Origin of the sequence: Enterobacter sp. Sphag1F (assembly GCF_014193275.1) — a bacterium.
In the GTDB taxonomy this organism is placed as follows: domain Bacteria; phylum Pseudomonadota; class Gammaproteobacteria; order Enterobacterales; family Enterobacteriaceae; genus Pantoea; species Pantoea symbiotica.
On the sequence record NZ_JACHZD010000003.1, the window covers coordinates 320,635 to 337,962 of the forward strand.

General features: G+C 58.9%; 12 protein-coding genes. 7 read left to right on the plus strand and 5 right to left on the minus strand.

What is annotated here, in order from left to right; translation table 11 throughout:
• Position 1: 1 nt before the first annotated feature.
• Genes dacB through pmrB form a run of 3 tightly spaced genes read left to right on the plus strand, consistent with a single transcriptional unit; the run spans position 2 to position 3,155 of the window.
• Complete coding sequence (gene dacB, locus FHW71_RS12270; RefSeq protein ID WP_154154463.1) at positions 2-1,435, plus strand: serine-type D-Ala-D-Ala carboxypeptidase; 1,434 nt, start codon at positions 2-4, stop codon at positions 1,433-1,435.
• Positions 1,435-2,097, plus strand: coding sequence for a two-component system response regulator PmrA (gene pmrA, locus FHW71_RS12275; protein WP_008104316.1), 663 nt, complete (start codon positions 1,435-1,437; stop codon positions 2,095-2,097). Before dacB ends, pmrA begins: the two co-directional genes overlap by 1 nt.
• Positions 2,094-3,155 carry a two-component system sensor histidine kinase PmrB gene (pmrB, locus tag FHW71_RS12280; RefSeq protein WP_179451899.1) on the plus strand — a complete coding sequence of 354 codons (1,062 nt, stop codon included), beginning with the start codon at positions 2,094-2,096 and terminating at the stop codon, positions 3,153-3,155. The genes pmrA and pmrB overlap by 4 nt, the downstream gene beginning before the upstream one ends.
• A 6-nt stretch (positions 3,156-3,161) precedes the next feature.
• On the opposite strand, the gene FHW71_RS12285 is transcribed toward pmrB, so the two are convergent.
• The gene (locus FHW71_RS12285) at positions 3,162-5,432 is read right to left on the minus strand and encodes a TonB-dependent siderophore receptor (protein WP_179451898.1); all 2,271 of its coding nucleotides are present in this window, start codon (positions 5,430-5,432) and stop codon (positions 3,162-3,164) included.
• Positions 5,433-5,691: 259 nt separating this feature from the next.
• On the opposite strand from FHW71_RS12285, the gene fes reads away from it, so the two are divergent.
• Entirely contained in the window at positions 5,692-6,921 is a 1,230-nt protein-coding gene (fes, locus tag FHW71_RS12290) for an enterochelin esterase (protein ID WP_179451897.1), read from the plus strand.
• Complete coding sequence (locus tag FHW71_RS12295; protein WP_179451896.1) at positions 6,906-10,817, plus strand: enterobactin synthase subunit F; 3,912 nt, start codon at positions 6,906-6,908, stop codon at positions 10,815-10,817. The genes fes and FHW71_RS12295 overlap by 16 nt, the downstream gene beginning before the upstream one ends.
• 33 nt (positions 10,818-10,850) lie before the next feature.
• Here the strand turns inward: FHW71_RS12295 and FHW71_RS12300 are convergent, their stop codons facing one another.
• From FHW71_RS12300 to fepD, 3 genes are read right to left on the minus strand one after another with little or no spacing between them, the layout of a single operon-like run.
• The gene (locus FHW71_RS12300) at positions 10,851-11,651 is read right to left on the minus strand and encodes an ATP-binding cassette domain-containing protein (protein ID WP_179451895.1); all 801 of its coding nucleotides are present in this window, start codon (positions 11,649-11,651) and stop codon (positions 10,851-10,853) included.
• Positions 11,648-12,631 carry an iron-enterobactin ABC transporter permease gene (gene fepG, locus FHW71_RS12305; RefSeq protein ID WP_179451894.1) on the minus strand — a complete coding sequence of 328 codons (984 nt, stop codon included), beginning with the start codon at positions 12,629-12,631 and terminating at the stop codon, positions 11,648-11,650. The genes FHW71_RS12300 and fepG overlap by 4 nt, the downstream gene beginning before the upstream one ends.
• Positions 12,628-13,617 carry a Fe(3+)-siderophore ABC transporter permease gene (fepD, locus tag FHW71_RS12310; protein ID WP_179451893.1) on the minus strand — a complete coding sequence of 330 codons (990 nt, stop codon included), beginning with the start codon at positions 13,615-13,617 and terminating at the stop codon, positions 12,628-12,630. The genes fepG and fepD overlap by 4 nt, the downstream gene beginning before the upstream one ends.
• Before the next feature lie 141 nt (positions 13,618-13,758).
• On the opposite strand from fepD, the gene entS reads away from it, so the two are divergent.
• Complete coding sequence (entS, locus tag FHW71_RS12315) at positions 13,759-15,009, plus strand: enterobactin transporter EntS (protein WP_061718256.1); 1,251 nt, start codon at positions 13,759-13,761, stop codon at positions 15,007-15,009.
• Here entS and fepB read toward each other — a convergent pair.
• Complete coding sequence (fepB, locus tag FHW71_RS12320) at positions 15,004-15,969, minus strand: Fe2+-enterobactin ABC transporter substrate-binding protein (protein ID WP_179451892.1); 966 nt, start codon at positions 15,967-15,969, stop codon at positions 15,004-15,006. The two genes, entS and fepB, sit on opposite strands and share 6 nt — an antisense overlap.
• A gap of 176 nt (positions 15,970-16,145) precedes the next feature.
• On the opposite strand from fepB, the gene FHW71_RS12325 reads away from it, so the two are divergent.
• Positions 16,146-17,327: an isochorismate synthase gene (locus tag FHW71_RS12325; RefSeq protein WP_154181736.1), complete on the plus strand. Its 1,182-nt coding sequence runs from the start codon at positions 16,146-16,148 to the stop codon at positions 17,325-17,327.
• The last annotated feature ends 1 nt before the right edge of the window (position 17,328 follow it).

Genomic DNA, 17,328 nt, shown 5'->3' on the forward strand with positions numbered 1-17,328 from the left:
TATGCGATTTTCACGACTTGTTACCGGATTAACCTGTGCGTTTATGCTGCAGGCACAAGCAGCCCCCGTTGATGAATACATGCAGTATTTGCCAGACGGCGCAAACCTGGCGCTGATGGTACAAAAAGTGGGCGCATCCACCCCGATAATCGATTATCACGGCAAACAGATGGCGTTACCGGCCAGCACCATGAAAGTGGTGACAGCGCTGGCGGCTTTGTTAGAACTCGGGCCCGATTTCCGTTTCCAGACCACCATGGAGACCAAAGGTGCGGTTAACGATGGCACCTTGAATGGCGATTTAGTGGCGCGTTTTGGCGGCGATCCTACGCTGGGCCGCCAGGATTTGCGCAACATGGTTGCCGCGCTGAAAAAGCAGGGCATCACGCATATCAAGGGCAACCTGGTGATCGACACCTCGGTGTTCGCCAGCCACGATATGGCGCCAGGCTGGCCGTGGAACGATCTGACGCAGTGCTTCAGCGCGCCGCCGGGCGCGGCAATCGTCGATAAAAACTGTTTCTCGGTTTCGCTGTATAGCGCCAATACGCCGGGCGAAAACGCCTTTGTGCGTATCGCTTCCTATTATCCGGCGCACATGTTTAGTCAGGTGCGCACCATTGGTCGCAACAGCGGTGACGGACAATATTGCGAGCTGGATGTCGTACCAGGTGAGCTCAATCGCTACACCTTAACCGGCTGCATGCGCCAACGTTCAGAGCCGCTGCCGCTGGCATTTGCCGTGCAGGATGGTGCTGCGTGGGCCGGTGAGATTCTTAAAGCCGAATTGCGCGCCGCCGACATTGATTACAGCGGGCATCTGGTTCGCCAGGCGCAAGTGACATCGCCAGGCACCGTGTTGGCTTCGACCCAATCTGCGCCGCTGCATACGCTGCTGCACACCATGCTGAAGAAGTCGGACAATATGATTGCCGATACCGTGTTCCGCACCATCGGCCATCACTACTTCAACGTGCCGGGCACCTTCCGCGCGGGTTCGGATGCGGTACGTCGCATTCTGCGCGAAAAAGCCGGTGTCGATCTCGGCAACAGCATTCAGGTCGATGGTTCCGGCCTGTCGCGTCATGACCTGATCGCGCCAGACACCATGATGCAAGTACTGCAATACATTGCGAAAAATGATTCAACGCTGAATTACATTTCGATGTTGCCGCTGGCCGGTTACGACGGCACGCTGCAATATCGCGGCGGTCTGCACGAAGCAGGACTGGATGGCAAAGTATCGGCGAAAACCGGTTCGCTGCAGGGCGTCTATAATCTGGCAGGATTCATCACCACTTCCAGTGGCGCACGCGTCGCCTTTGTCCAGTTCCTGTCCGGCTATGCTGTGCCGCCGGAAGATCAGAAAACGCGCCGCATCCCGCTGGTACGTTTTGAGAGCCGCCTCTATACGGATATCAACAAGAACAACTGATGAAACTGCTAATTGTTGAAGATGACGCACTATTGCAATCGGGCCTCGCGCAGGCACTAAGCTCGCAGGGCTACGCCATCGACTGCGCCAGCACGGCCGCAGAGAGCAATGCGCTGCTGCGTAGCGGGCAATACAGCCTGATCGTGCTCGATCTCGGCTTGCCGGATCGCGATGGTGCTTCGCTGCTGCGTCAGTGGCGACGCGACGGCATTGCGGTGCCAGTTTTGATCCTCACTGCGCGCGATGCGCTGGAGGATCGCGTTGATGGTCTGGATGCCGGCGCTGATGATTATCTGGTGAAGCCGTTTGCGCTGGTTGAGCTGCAGGCGCGTGTGCGAGCGCTGATTCGCCGTTATCAGGGCCACAGCGATAACCTGCTGCAGCAAGGCGATCTGACGCTCAATCTCAGTTCGCAGCAGGTCTTGCTGGAAGCGATCCCGCTGGAGATCACGCCAAAAGAGTTCGCGTTGCTCACCCGCTTACTGATGCGCGTGGGGCAAAACGTGCACCGCGAAACGCTGCAGCAGGATCTCTACAGCTGGAATGACGATCCCGGTTCCAACACCCTTGAAGTTCATATCCACAATTTACGTCGCAAGCTCGGGAAAGATCGCATAAAAACCGTGCGCGGCGTAGGTTACCGTCTGGAAATCCGCGAATGAACAGCATGCGTCAGCGGTTACTGATTATGCTGGCGCTGATTCTCCTCACCTGTCAGGTGATGAGCGCCATCTGGCTGTGGCATGAAAGCCGCGAGCAGATCAGTTTTTTGGTCAACGAAACGCTCACGGCTCAGGCGCGTAACGACCGCGTGGAAAATGAGATTCGTGAGGCGATTGCCTCGTTGCTGCTGCCTTCCTTAGTGATGGTCGCCCTCACCTTGCTGCTGTCGTTTTGGGCGATAAACTGGATTATCCGTCCGCTGAAATCGCTGCAAGACAGCCTTGCGCATCGTTCAGCGGATAATCTAACGCCATTGCCGATCTACTCCGAAATGGATGAGATCGTGGCGGTAACCACTTCGATCAACCAACTGTTTTCACGCCTCGATCACACCTTACAGCAGGAACGCCTGTTTACCGCCGATGCCGCGCACGAGTTGCGTACGCCGCTGGCCGGATTGCGCCTGCATCTCGAGCTGCTCCACCAGCAGAACGTGCCGCAGAGCGAGATGCTGATTGAACGCATCGATCAGCTGATGCACACCGTGGAACAGCTTTTAATGTTATCGCGCGCCGGACAAGCGCTGGCGGGCGGTCACTATCAGCAGTTGCAGTGGCAACAAGACATCATGCAGCCGCTGAAACCAGAAATGGCCGAGATGTATCAACAGCGTCAGCAAATCCTGCACTGGCCGCAGAATAACGATGTGCCGCAGCAAGGCGAAGCGGTGCTGCTGCGCCTGATGCTGCGCAATCTGCTGGAAAACGCCTCGCGCTACAGCCCGGAAGGCAGTGAAGTCGCAGTGAAGATGCAGCAGGACAAGCAGCAGGTGATTATTGAAGTGTGGGATCAAGGTCCGGGCATTGAAGCCGCCGCGGCGGAAGAGCTGACGCAGGCGTTTCGTCGTCGCGATCAGCGTTACGGTGGCAGCGGTTTGGGTCTGAATATCGTACTGCGCATCGTGCAGATGCATCGCGGCAGGCTGGAATTGGTCAATCGTGAAGATCGCAGCGGGCTGATTGCCCGCTGCTATTTACCGCATCAACTAATTGGCTAAACGCCGTTAGAAGTGGGTATTCAGGCTCATAAAGTAAGTACGACCGGATTCGTTGTAAGTATTGGCGCCGGCACCATACAGATAAGAGTTGGTGTTGGCGTTACCGGTGGTTTGCGCATTACCTTCGCGATAGTGACGTTTATCGAACAGGTTATCGATGCCCACCGTGACGCTGGCGTACTTGTTGATATCGTAAGTACCGCTCATGCCGATAATTGAGTAAGGACTCACTTTATCCGTTGCGCTGCCGGTAGAAAGATTCCCTTTGTAATCATACTTCTTCGGCGTCTGCGTGCCGTACCAGGTCAGCGTGGTTTGCAGCGACAGATCCTGCGTCGCCTGCCAGCTCAGCGTCGAGTTCAGCGTGTACTCCGGAATCACCGATAAACGATCGCCGGTCTCTTTGTTCTTACTCTGCAGCATATAAGTGAAGTTATTGTTCCACGTCACGCTGTCGGAGAACGGCACGTTGACGGTGCCTTCCAGCCCTTCCACCACCGCTTTCGGTACGTTTTCCCACTTATAAATATCGGTGGTGCCATTGGACGCTTTGCTGACTGGCGAGTAACCGGCTTCGATCTTGTTACGATAATCGTTGCGGAACCAGGTCAAACCGGCCTGATAACCTTCGTGTTTCCACTCCAGCCCGATCTCTTTGTTGATGCTGTTTTCTGCTTTCAGATCGCTGTTGCCTTGCAGATAACAGGCGCCGGTGCTGGCCGCACAACCCTGACCATTGCTGTACAACAGATAGTTCGGGTTGGTTTGATACAGGCTCGGCGCTTTGTAAGCGCGTCCAATCCCCATCTTCAGCGTGAAGTCATCGCCCAAACCTTGCGACAGGTTGAGCGACGGGCTCCAGTTATTGCCAACAATTGAGTGATGATCGAAACGCAGGCTTGGCGTCAGCATGGTGCTGTCGGTCAGCTCCATGTTGTCTTCCGCAAACAGCGAGAAAATCTCTGCCTGTGAATAGGGACTGCGGCCGGTGTTATCGATGCCCGGCACCGAACCGTAGTTCGCCGCCTGCGTGTTGGAAGAACCGTCTTTCATGCGCTGCTGGTTCCATTCGGTACCCAGCGTCGCGGTTTGGTTAAACAGCAGCTCAAACGGAATGCTGACTTCGCTATGCAGCAGCACGTCATCCAGTTGGATGGTGTTGAAACCGCTGTTGGAGAAGATGCCTTCGGTGCCGCCGGCCAAACCTTCATTGATGCGCGAGTTGCGGGTTTTCTCGTAGCGCGCGTAGGTGTTGGTGCTGACGCCGTTATCCCATGCGCCGGTCCATTTCAATGAAATGTTCTGGCGATACAGTCGGTTAGTTTCGTCACCGTACATGCTTTTCACCAGCGCGCTGGTGTTGGTGTTCTGCGTGTCACCCGCATACAGATTGCCCTGACGGCTGAAACCGCCCTGCAGCTCCAGCGTCTGCATCGGCGCAAACGCCCAGCTCAGCAATGCATTGATATCTTTATTAACCGAGCCTTCACGACCCGCCGGATAGCTGCCCGCATAGGTTCCGGTACGTGCAGCCGCATGCCCTTCGTTGATGTCATAGGCATCGGCCTGGGTTTTGGCTAAACCGCCGTACAAACGGAAGTTGAAATCATCGCCCAGCGGCCCTTCGAGACTGAAGTTGGTGCGCTTGGTCGCGCCTTCCGCTTTATGTTCCGGCACGTTGAAATAGGTGTTCCAGGAACCGTGCCACTGCTGATCGGTCTGTTTTTTGGTGATGATATTCACCACGCCGCCCGCTGCACCGTTGCCGTAACGCACCGCTGCCGGTCCGCGAATCACGTCGATGTGATCGATCATCTCCGGCGGCACCCAGTTGGTATCGCCACGCGTATCACGTTCACCACGCCAGCCAAGGCGCACCGAATTGCGGCTGGTGATCGGCATGCCATCCACCATGATCAGGGTGTTTTCCGGGCCCATGCCGCGAATATCGATCTGGCGATTGTTTCCGCGCTGGCCGCTGGTGGAGTTGCCGGTCAGGTTAACGCCAGGCATGGTACGGATAATTTCGGATACATCGCGTGCTGGCGGATGTTTTTTGATCTCGTCGGCGGTAATGGTTGAAACGCCCGGCGCTTGCAGGTTCTGCTGCTGCGCGGTGACCATCAAGGTGCCGCCGTCCATTGATTGTGCGTCAGTGGTGCTGGCTGAGGTTTTGCTGGAAGAAGTCTCTTCTGCCCAGGCGCTGCTGGAAAGCAGTGAGGCGCTGAGCCCCAGTTCAATCAGAATGGCTAATGATAACCGTGAGTAATTTTTCATTTTATACGTTCCTGGATGGCCAGCGAAAAGCCGTTGGATGCTTAACTGGCGAGCCGGTGAGAAGATCCCTGTCCATATCGCGCCCAGTTCCAGACCCTTCAAACCATCCGTAGCGCAACCTTACCGAACGGTAAGCATCAGGCGGAACAGGCGTGCTCATTTTTGAGCGCAGTCACCCTATTGCAAATGCAAATTATTATCAATAGTATTATTCATCAAGCTTATGTAAATCTCCGCGTAAACACCGACTGGCAGCCCTATGACCTGGCGAAATGATGTAACCGGCAGTGAAGCCTGGTGGCAGGCGCAACAATCCCAAGGCATTCCCCGCATTGAGTTAGCAGACGATGGCCAATGCCAGGTCACCTTCTTCTGGCGTGACCCGCAAGGCGATGAAACGCAATCGTCGACCCAGCGCGTGTGGATCAACATCACCGGCGTGACCGATCACCACCAGCGCCGCCCGCCGCAGTCGTTAATGCGTGTGAGTGGCACTAACGTCTGGTATTGGCAGACTTCGCTGCCCGCCAACTGGCGCGGCAGTTACTGTTTGATGCCCGATGAACAGGCCACCGACTTCACCGGCGTTGCCGAGATGTCCACACTGCGCAACTGGTGGCGCGACAAATTCCCGACGGCGCAGGCCGATCCTTTGAATCACTTACGTGGCTGGTCCGGTGGTCGCGGCATGGTCGTATCGCCGCTGCATCTGCCGCACGCGCCCAATCAACAACTGTGGCAAGCGGTGGATCACGGCACAGCGCCAGCCATTGAACTGCAACAGCAGCAATGGGATAGCGCACTATTAGGCAACAGTCGCAAGGTATGGATTTACACCACCGGCGAGGCCAACCCCGCAAAGCGTCCGCTGGCCATCATGCTCGACGGGCAATTCTGGGCGCACAGCATGCCGATTGCCGGACCGCTGCAGCAGCTCACCGATGCCGGTTCTTTGCCGCCAGCGGTATATCTGTTTATCGACATCATCGACAGCGAACACCGCAGCCGCGAGCTGCCGTGCAACGCGCAGTTTTGGCAAGCCATGCAGCAAGAACTGTTACCGCAAATCGCACAATCAACGCCTTATCGCCAGCAGGCGGACAGCACCATCGTCGCCGGACAAAGCTTTGGCGGCCTGGCGTCGGTGTTTGCCGCACTGCACTGGCCGGAAACTTTCGGCAACGCGCTCAGCTTGTCCGGGTCCTTCTGGTGGCCGGAACGCGGCAATCCGCACGGCTGGCTGCTGCAGGCGCTGGATAGCGGTCTCGCGCCGCGCCAACCGCTGCGTTTCTGGCTCGAAGCCGGCAAACGCGAAGGCTTGATTATCCAAGCTAATCAACAACTTCAACAGCAGCTTAGCGCTGCCGGCTATCAGGTAAATTACCAGCCGGTGGAAGGCGGCCATGACGCGCTCTGTTGGCGCGGCGGCCTGCTGAATGGCCTGCAAGCGCTGTGGAGCAAACCGGAGCATCCATGTCCGAATCTCTGATGAACATGCCTATGACCGACCAAAAAACCTTGCCGTTAGTCGCGGCACAGCCCGGCATCTGGATTGCCGATCAGCTGTCACCGCACCACAACGCTTACGCAGTGGCGCACTTTGTCGAACTGCGCGGTGAGATTGATAGCGCCCTGTTGGCCCAGTCGATCGTGGCGGGCATGCAGGAAGCCGACACGCTGAACATGGCATTTGGCGAAGTGGAAGGCGAAGCGTTGCAGTGGCCGCAGCCACACTCCTTTAGCCTGCCGCAGATTGTCGATTTGCGTGCTGAGGCCGATGCGCCCGCCACAGCGCGTGCGCTGATGCGTGACGACATGAATGGCGATCTGCGCGTATTAAGCGGCGCAAAACTGTGGCATCACCGCCTGTTCCGTCTCGACGATCAGCATTGGTTTTGGTATCAGCGCTATCACCATTTGGTAGTGGATGGCTTCAGCTTTACCGCGTTGACGCGCCGCATCGCCAATCTCTATACCGCAGCCGTACAGCAGCAAGCCGCTGAACCGACGCCGTTTATTCCGTTTAGCGAAGTGGTGGACGAGTATCAGCGCTATCGTGAATCCTCCTCCTTTGCGCGTGACAGCCAGTTCTGGCGCGAAAAAGGCGCGGCGCTGCCTTCACCAGCTTCGCTCTCGCCGCTGCCGCTCGCCGGACAAAATGCCAGCACCGATCTGCTGCGCCACAGCGTTACGCTGGATCGCAGCACCTTCCAGACGCTGGTTCAGCAGCATCCGCACGCCAGCGCCGCCGATCTCGCCTTTGCGCTGGTAGCGCTGTGGCTGGCGCGTCTCAGCGGGCAAAACGACTTTGCCGCCGGTTTCATCTTTATGCGCCGTATCGGCTCGGCCGCCTTGTGCGCCACCGGCCCGGTGATCAACGTATTGCCGATGGCGGTACATTACGATCCAACGCAACCGATCAGCGCGCTCGCCGCCCAGCTGGCGGGCGAAGTGAAAAAGATGCGTCGTCATCAGCGCTATGACGCTGAGCAGGTGCAGCGCGATCTCGGCCGTCTCGGCGATGGCGATCCGCTGTATGGACCGGTGATCAATCTGAAGATGTTTGATTACCAACTCGATTTCGCTGGCGTGGAAGGCATTACGCATCAGCTGGCGTCAGGCCCGGTGCGCGATCTGGAAATCGCCATCTATATCAGCGAGCACGGTGAACTGACGCTGGAGCTGCTGGCGAATGCCGAACGCTACAGCGAACAAACTTTGCAACGTCACGCCAGCCGCTTTGCTCTGCTGCTCGATCAGCTGGCGCAACAGCCGCTACGGCCGTGCGGCGAACTCGACCTGCTCACCGCCGAAGAACATGCGCAGATTGCCGCGATCAACCAAACCGCCTATCCGCTGCCAGCTGAAACGCTCGCTTCCCTGTTAGCGCAACAGGCGGCGCGTACGCCCGATGCACCAGCGCTGGCCGACGCACAGCATCAGCTTAGCTACCGCGAAATGCAGCAGCAGGTGTTTGCGCTGGCCGCCGATCTCAGCGCCGCAGGCGTGCAGCGTGGCGATATTGTCGCCGTGGCGCTGCCGCGTTCGGTGCAGCTCTCGCTGGCGCTGCAGGCGATTGTTTCGCTCGGTGCCGCCTACTTGCCGCTCGATACCGGATACCCGGATGGCCGTTTGCAGCTGATGTTAGAGGACGCCGCGCCGAAAACGCTGATCACCTCCGCGGCGCTCAGCGCGCGCTTCAGCGCCATCGCGTCGGTCAATCAGTTGCATTTTGATGTGCTGTATAACAACCCGCATGCGCCGCAGCCGGCCAGCGAGCCGACGCCGCAGGATGGCGCCTACATCATTTACACCTCAGGTTCGACCGGTCGACCTAAAGGCGTGCTGGTGGGACATGAAGCCATCGTCAATCGCCTGTTGTGGATGCAGGATCGCTATCCGCTGCAAGCCGATGATGTGGTGCTGCAGAAAACCCCGAGCAGCTTCGACGTTTCGGTGTGGGAATTCTTCTGGCCGCTGCTGGTCGGTGCGCAGTTGGTGATGGCACCGCCAGAAGCCCATCGCGACCCGGAAGCGCTACAGCAGTTGTTTGCCCGCTACCAAGTCACCACCACGCATTTCGTCCCCTCAATGCTGGCGGCCTTTGTCGCGGCGCTGGATGATCAACCGGCGATTGCCTGCTGCGCCAGCCTGCGCAACGTGTTCTGCAGCGGTGAAGCGCTGCCAACGGATTTATCGCGCGAGTGGGAAAAACTGACGCGCGTGCCGCTGCATAATCTGTATGGCCCCACCGAAGCGGCGGTGGATGTCAGCTGGTATCCGGCGTTTGGTGATGCATTGGCCGCGGTCGAAGGTGCCAGCGTGCCGATTGGTTTTCCGGTGTGGAATACCGGCCTGCGCATCCTTGATGCCCGCATGCAGCCGGTGCCGCCGGGCGTGGCGGGCGATCTCTACTTAACCGGCGTGCAACTGGCGCATGGCTACCTTGGCCGTCCCGATCTCACCGCCAGCCGCTTTATCGCCGATCCTTTTGTGCCCGGCGAACGCATGTATCTTACCGGCGACGTAGCGCGCTGGCTGGATAACGGCGCGGTGGAATATCTCGGCCGCAGCGACGATCAGCTGAAGATTCGCGGTCAGCGCATCGAACTGAATGAAATCGATCATGTGCTCAGCGCGCAGCCCGGCATTGAACAGGCGGTCACACACGCGGTGGTACTCGGTGGCACAGCGGCGCAAGGTGATGCGCGCCAGCTGGTCGGCTACGTGATTGCAGAGCAGCCGGTTGATAGCGACGCGCTGCGTCAGGCGCTGGCGCAACGCTTGCCCGCGCATATGGTGCCGGTGGCAATTGTGCAGCTCGATGCCTTCCCGCTCAGCAGCAACGGCAAACTGGATCGTAAAGCGCTGCCGTTGCCGGAATCTGCTGGCGTCAGCGCTGGACGTGCCCCGCTCGCCGGGCTGGAAACCACCTTAGCCAATGCTTTCTGTCAGCTGCTGGCGCGTGAGGAAATCAGCGCGCAGGATGACTTTTTCGCCCTCGGCGGCCATTCGCTGCTGGCGATGCGCTTAGCGGCGCAGTTGCGCCGTGAACTGCAACAGCCGGTCTCGGTGGGGCAAATCATGGTGGCATCGACGGTGGAGAAACTGGCAACGCTGCTCAGTGATACGCAATCACATCAGCAAGCCGGTTTCGAAGCGGTGCTGCCGCTGCGTAAGAGCAACGGACCGACGCTGTTCTGTTTCCATCCGGCGTCGGGTTTTGCCTGGCAGTTCAGTATCCTGCAGCGTTATCTCGATCAACGCTGGTCGCTGGTGGGCATTCAGTCGCCGGATATCGACAGCCCGCTGAACCAAAGTGCACATCTGGATGAGGTGTGCGACGCCCATCTGCAAACCCTGCGCGAGGTGCAGCCGCACGGACCTTACTATTTCCTCGGCTATTCGCTGGGCGGAACTTTGGCACAAGGCATCGCCGCACGGCTGGAAGCGGCAGGTGAAGAAGTGGCGTTCCTTGGCCTGCTGGATACCTGGCCGCCGGAAACGCAAAACTGGGATGAGAAACGCGGCGAGAACGTGCTGGATCCGGCGGTGCTGGAAGAGGTGAATCGCGAGCGCGAGCAGTTTATCGCCGCGCAGCGTCATCAGGCCGGTGAAGAGATGCGTGCGATGTTCGATACCATCGAAGCCAACTACGCCAGCTCGGTGCGCCTGCTGGCAACGGCCCGCAGCGCCCGTTTCAACGGTCGCGCCACGCTGTTCCTCGCCGAGCAGACGCAGCAGCCTGGACAAGATGCGCGCCGCGCCTGGGCGCCGTATGTCGGTGAACTGGAGGTGTGGCCGATGGATTGCGCTCACGTGGAGATCATTTCACCGCAGATGTTTGAGCAGATTGGGCCGTTGTTGCAGGAGTTATTGGGATAATTTGAAAGAAGGTCGCCATTCATGGCGACCTCCTCAATTACTCCCGCGCCCCAGCGGCACTATCATCGGCGTATGCGCCACCGGGTCTTCCACAATCACGCAGCGCAAACCGTACACCTGCTCGATCAACTCGGGCGTGACGATCTCCGACGGCTTCCCTTCGGCAACGATCTTGCCGTAACGCATCGCTATCAAATGCGTGGCATAGCGACAAGCGTGATTGAGATCGTGCAGCACCACTACCAGCGTACGACCATGCTGCTGATTAAGATCCTGCATCAATTCCAGCAGCTCAATTTGATGGGTGATATCCAGCCAGGTGGTCGGTTCATCCAGCAGCAGTAATGGCGTTTCCTGCGCCAAAACCATGGCAATCCACACGCGCTGGCGCTGACCGCCTGATAACGTATCCACCGACTGCTGCGCCAAATCGGCCACGCCGGTGGCGCGCATCGCGTTCTGCACCGCCGCTTCATCTTCCGCACGCCAGCGCCCAAACAGCGCCTGATGCGGATAGCGTCCGCGCGCCACCAGCTCGGTGACGCTAATGCCCGCTGGCGCGTTGGAACTTTGCGGCAGCAGGCCCAGACGCCGCGCCACCTCTTTAGTGGGATAGCTGGCAATGGCCGCGCCATCCAGCAACACCTCACCTTTCAGCGGCGTATGCAGGCGACTCAGCGTACGCAGCAGCGTCGATTTGCCGCAGGCGTTGGGGCCGATAATCACCGTCAGCTCACCTTGCGGAATCGCCACCGACAGATTCTCTGCCACCACCTTTTTGTCGTAGCCCAGCGTCAGGCTATCGCCGCGCAGACGTGAAGGGATCTCGGTCATTGGCGTCGCGCCTCCCGCACCAGTAAAGCAATCAGATAAAGTCCACCGAGGATGACGGTTATCACGCCAACCGGTAATTGATAAGGCAGGAACAGATGCTGTGCGGCGAAATCTGCGGCTATCAGCAGCAGCGCGCCGCACAACGCCGCCAGCGGCAAGGCACCTTTGACGCCGCCGCCGAGACGACGGGCGATCTGCGGTGCCAGCAGCGCGACAAACGAAATCGGCCCGACCAGCGCGGTAGACGCCGCCGTAAGCACCACGCCAATCAGCATCAGCCACATGCGGCTGCGCTCCACCGGCACACCGAGCGCGCAGGCGGTATCATCGCCCATCTCCAGCAAACTCATCCGCCGCGCCAGCAGCGCCATCAGCAGTAACGCCAGCAGCAGCACCGCAATCACCGGCGGCGTTTTCGCCCAGGTAATGCCGTTGAGCGATCCGGCGCTCCACAAGCCCGCACTCAACGCCGACTCCAGCGAGGCACTGATAATCAGCCATGAATTCAACGCCATTAGCAGCGCACGCACGCTGATGCCGACGATTATTAGCCGGAAGGTTTCCACGCCGTTGCGCCAGGCAAACAGATAGACCAGCGCCGCCGTGGCGATGCCGCCAATCAAGGCTGCGCCAGTCATCGCCGTGATGCTTTGATTGAACAGCACCAGCGCTACCAGCACGCCGCTGTAAGCGCCGGTGTTGAAGCCAAGAATGTCCGGGCTGCCGAGCGGATTGCGCAGCAGCGACTGGAAAATCGCGCCGCTGATGCCTAACGCCGCACCAATCAACAGCGCCATCAGCACGCGCGGCAAGCGCCACTCCAGCACGATCAGCTTGACGTTGCTGGCGCCCTGCCCGAGCAGAATTTGCCAGATCTGTTCACTGCTGATCTGCAATGCGCCGCGCGTCATCGCCAGCCAGGCCAGCAGAGCGCAGGCGCACAGCAGCCAAAGCGTATGAAGCCAGAGACGACGCGTCATATTGCACCCCGGCCCAATTTACGGCGCACCAGCACAATCAGCATCGGCGCACCGAGCATCGCCGTAACGATGGAAACCCGCAGCTCGCCCGCCACCAGCAGGCGGCCAAGAATATCGGCGGCGAGCAGCAGAATCGGCGTGACCAGCGCGGTCGCGGGCAGCATCCAGCGGTGATCGTTACCCACCAGCCAGCGGGCAAAGTGCGGCGTCATCAAACCAACAAAGGCTATCGGGCCGACCGCCGCTGTGGCTGCGCCGCACAGCAGCGCAATCGCCAATAGGCCAAGCAGTTGGGTGCGCGCCACTCGCGTACCGAGCGCGGTCGCCATGTCGCCGCCCATACTCAAACTGTTTAGCGCCTGCGACAGCGCAATGGCCACCATGCTGCCGATCAGCACCGCCGGGAACAGCGTGCGCAGCGTGGAGAAGTTGCGAATATCCAGCGAACCACTGTGCCAGAAGCGCAGATGATCGTAGATGTCAGGATTGAGCAGCGACAGGCCAGAAGTTAATCCATCCAGCACCGCGCCCAGTGCCACGCCGGCCAGCGTCAGACGCACCGGATTGACGCGCCCGCCGCCAATCGCGCCGGTCATCGCCACCAGCACGGAAGCCAACAGCGCGCCGCCAAAGGCGAAGCCGAGCCAATCTACCGGCGAGTCAGCACCGAACAGCGCAATGCCAATTACTACCGCGAAACCGGCTCCGGCGTTAACGCCAAGAATGCCGGGATCGGCCAGCGGATTACGCGTCAGGCTCTGCATTAATGCACCGGCGAGGCCGAGCGCCACGCCCGCCAGCAAACCGGCCAGCGTACGGGGCAGGCGCGCGTCACGCACAATGACGCACTCCGCGCTGTTACAGGAGGTGGTAAGCGAATGATAAACATCGGGAAGCGGTATTGATTTTGCCCCCAGCATTAAGCTGAGCGCGATGAGGAGCAAGAGCAGAATCCCTGAGCCTGCTAATGCACGAATCTGGCGCATAGCGTTCTAAACCTTCACTGTTCAACGTCGTCGCATGCGCGATGTAACTTGATAATGGTTATCGTTATTACTCGCGTTTAGCTATGTTACCATGACTCGCCTCGCGGACGATGAGGAAAATTGGTGCAATAAGGCGAACACATGAACAAATCTTCCCACTTTATCGATCTCTCACTGCTGAAAACCCATCCGGCTTTTCGCGCGGTGTTTATCGCGCGTTTTATCTCGATTGTCGCACTCGGCATGCTCGCCGTGGCGGTGCCGGTGCAGATCCAGCACATGACAAATTCACCGCTGCTGGTGGGATTGGCGGTGACGCTGGCCGCTGCGGGCATGTTTATCGGCCTGCTCACCGGCGGCGTATTGGCGGATCGCCATGAACGCAAAAAGCTGATTCTGTTTGCCCGATCCACCTGCGGCTTAGGTTTTATCGCGCTGGCTATCAACGCCGCGCTGCCAGAACCCTCTTTAATTGCGGTTTATCTGCTCGGTTTCTGGGATGGCTTTTTCGGCGCGATTGGCGTGACCGCGCTGCTGGCGGCGACGCCCGCGCTGGTCGGCAGGGAAAACATTATGCAGGCGGGCGCGATCACCATGTTGACGGTGCGCTTCGGCTCGATTTTATCGCCGGCGATTGCCGGTCTGGTGATTGCGCATGGCGGCGTAACCTGGAACTACGCCCTCGCCGCCTTCGGCACTTTGCTTACCGTGTTAACGCTGCTGAAGTTGCCGACCTTGCCGCCTCCGCCGCAGCCGCGTGAACATCCGCTGAAATCCCTCGCCGCGGGCGTGCAGTTTCTTTTCGCCAGCCCGATTGTCGGCATGGTGGCGCTGATTGGCGCATTAGTGACGCTGGCCAGCGCGGTGCGCGTGCTCTATCCATCCCTCGCGCCGCATTGGTCCGTAAGCGCGGACCAGCTTGGCCTGATGTACGCCGCCGTACCGCTCGGAGCGGCGATCGGCGCATTCACTAGCGGTAAGCTTAAACACGCCGCGCGTCCCGGACAGCTGGTGCTCGGCAGCGCGATTGCGGCGTTTATCGCGCTGGGTTTGTTTAGTCTGATGCCGAACCTGCCGCTGGCATTAGCCTGTTTAGTCGCCTTCGGTTACTTCAGCGCCATCAACAGCCTGGTGCAGTACGCGATGATTCAGGCATTAACGCCGGATCATCTGTTAGGCCGTATCAACGGCTTGTGGACCGCGCAGAACGTGACCGGCGATGCGATTGGTGCGGCGGTGATTGGTGCGATGGGTTCATGGTTGCTGCCACCGCAGGCCGCCGCCGTGTTTGGCTTTGCGGCGGCGCTGCTGGGCATATTGATGTGGTTGGTGATGGGCCGTTTACGTCGTTACCATCCGCCAGCGCCAGAGCTGGCGGAACAGGCATCATGATTTAACGAACAGCTTTTCCAGACGCGCCAGCAGATTGCTGGCGCTGTAGTAATCGAGACGGAACGAATCGACGCCCAGCTCGTACACCTGCTTGTTCTGCACGGCAGCGTTTTGCGCGAGGAACGGATTGCCTAGCACCGACTGGGTGGTTTTATCGTCAGCGGCAAACAGCAGGAAAGTTTTCCCAGTCAGGCCGCTGGCAACGCTTTCGCCCGATAGCTGAATGATGTCTTTGCGTTGTCCCATGCTGTGCCCCTGCTCAACCGTCGCCGGTGGCGCTGCCAGGGTAAAGCCAAGTTGTTCCAGCAGCTTGCCCTGCGCCGAGGCTGCGGTCCACAGATTGACCGCGCGCCCGCCGCCATTCCACACCATAGCGGAAACCGGCTGCGGTGGCAGCGTGATGGCTTTTTTAAGCGCTGCTTCGCGATCGTCGAAAGCTTTAATGCGCTGCGCCGCCTGCGCTTCGTGACCGGAGGCCTTGCCTAACAGCGTCACAACATCCTGCCAGCTTTTGTCGTCGTAATTGACCACCAACGTCGGTGCAATAGCCGAGAATTGTTCGGCGAGCTTGATGGCAGAATCGTTGCCGGTAGCGCTGACGATGATCAGATCCGGCGCTTGCGCAGCAACCGCTTCGGCATTCGGTTCACCGATGTACAGACGTTGAAGATGCTGCTTTTTGGCAACATCGCTCCACTGACGGAAGAAACCCTGATCGTCAGCCAGGCGACTGTTCGGCGCGGTCGCGCCGGATGCGATGATTGGCGCATCAATAGCCAGCAGCGAGCCAGTTAGCGTGACGCTGGTCGATACAATGCGCTGCGGCGCGTGATTGAGGATGATCGATCCGTTGGCGCCCTGCACGGTGCGCGGCCAACCTTGTTCGGCATGGGCGATGCTGGTGAAAGTCTGGAAAACACATATAAGGGCTGCAATGCCCCAAAAACCGCATTTATTCATAAGTTTTGGTCCACTTTTTAGCATATTGCCCTGCTTAGCGTCAGCGCCTGATTACGTTTAAACGCAGCTGAAATCCCGCGAATGGATTGACACCTTTGCCCAATCGACGTAGGTTACAGGCCCATAATAAAAATGATAATCATTCTTAATAATCTTATCATTTATAGGTGAAAATTATGGTGGAATCTTCCACGTTTGAAAATGCCTGGCTGAAGGATTATTCCGCGCTAAGCCGTGGTTTCCTCTTTACCTCGCCGTGGCGTAGTTTGGCAACGCAAGGATGCTATACCACCATTACCGCGCCGGTAGCAGATGCCGCGTCGCTGGACGGTGATTTCCAACAACAGCTGCGTCAGCATTTTGCGACGGCGAAAAAACAGGGCATCGACAATCCGATTCTGGTCGGTGCGATCCCGTTTGACGTCAGCCAGCCGGCTGCGCTGTTTATTCCTGAGACCTATCAGACGTTTAACCGCGCCGACCTGCAAAACGCGCTGCCGCAAAACGTCAGCGATCTGCCGCAGGTGCGTCGCCGCGCAGCGATACCGGACCACGACGTGTTTACCACCATGGTGGCCGATGCGGTGGCGGCCACGCAGCGCGGCGATCTGGATAAAGTGGTGCTGTCGCGTCTGATGGATATCGTCACCGAACAGCCGGTTGATACCGCCGCACTGATGCAGCGCGTGATTGCGCAGAACCCCAACAGCTACCATTTCCATCTGCCGCTGCCGCAAGGCGGTGCGCTGATTGGCGCCAGTCCGGAGCTGATGCTGCGCAAACAGGGGCGCGATTTTAGCTCTTGTCCGCTGGCGGGTTCGGCGCGGCGCAATCACGACGATGCCCAACAGGATCGTGCTGCAGGCGATACGCTGATGGATTCCGGTAAAGATCGTCATGAGCACAAACTGGTGACCGATGCGATGCGCGACACCTTGCAGCCGCGCAGCCGTTTGCTGTCGGTTCCAACCATTCCATCGCTGATCACCACCGCCACTTTGTGGCATCTCGCCACGCAAATTGACGGTGAAGTGCAGGATGAGCGCGAAAATGCGCTGTCGCTGGCTTGCCTGCTGCATCCAACGCCAGCGTTGAGCGGCTTCCCGCATCAGCGCGCGCAGCAGCTCATTCAGCAGCTGGAGCCTTTTGATCGCCAACTGTTTGGCGGCATCGTCGGCTGGTGCGATAGCCAAGGCAACGGCGAATGGGTCGTCACCATCCGCTGCGGCACCGTGCAGGGTACGCGCGTGCGCCTGTTTGCTGGCGCGGGCATTGTCGCCGACTCCCAACCCGAATCAGAGTGGCGTGAAACCGGCGTGAAGCTGGACACCATGTTGCGCGCCTTTGGACTGCAATAAA

Bases quoted from the DNA above. Each gene is read 5' to 3' on its own strand.
- dacB (WP_154154463.1), top strand. From the start codon at position 2: ATGCGATTTTCACGACTTGTTACCGGATTAACCTGTGCGTTTATGCTG.
- pmrA (WP_008104316.1), top strand. From the start codon at position 1,435: ATGAAACTGCTAATTGTTGAAGATGACGCACTATTGCAATCGGGCCTC.
- pmrB (WP_179451899.1), top strand. From the start codon at position 2,094: ATGAACAGCATGCGTCAGCGGTTACTGATTATGCTGGCGCTGATTCTC.
- FHW71_RS12285 (WP_179451898.1), bottom strand. From the start codon at position 5,432: ATGAAAAATTACTCACGGTTATCATTAGCCATTCTGATTGAACTGGGG.
- fes (WP_179451897.1), top strand. From the start codon at position 5,692: ATGACCTGGCGAAATGATGTAACCGGCAGTGAAGCCTGGTGGCAGGCG.
- FHW71_RS12295 (WP_179451896.1), top strand. From the start codon at position 6,906: ATGTCCGAATCTCTGATGAACATGCCTATGACCGACCAAAAAACCTTG.
- FHW71_RS12300 (WP_179451895.1), bottom strand. From the start codon at position 11,651: ATGACCGAGATCCCTTCACGTCTGCGCGGCGATAGCCTGACGCTGGGC.
- fepG (WP_179451894.1), bottom strand. From the start codon at position 12,631: ATGACGCGTCGTCTCTGGCTTCATACGCTTTGGCTGCTGTGCGCCTGC.
- fepD (WP_179451893.1), bottom strand. From the start codon at position 13,617: ATGCGCCAGATTCGTGCATTAGCAGGCTCAGGGATTCTGCTCTTGCTC.
- entS (WP_061718256.1), top strand. From the start codon at position 13,759: ATGAACAAATCTTCCCACTTTATCGATCTCTCACTGCTGAAAACCCAT.
- fepB (WP_179451892.1), bottom strand. From the start codon at position 15,969: ATGAATAAATGCGGTTTTTGGGGCATTGCAGCCCTTATATGTGTTTTC.
- FHW71_RS12325 (WP_154181736.1), top strand. From the start codon at position 16,146: ATGGTGGAATCTTCCACGTTTGAAAATGCCTGGCTGAAGGATTATTCC.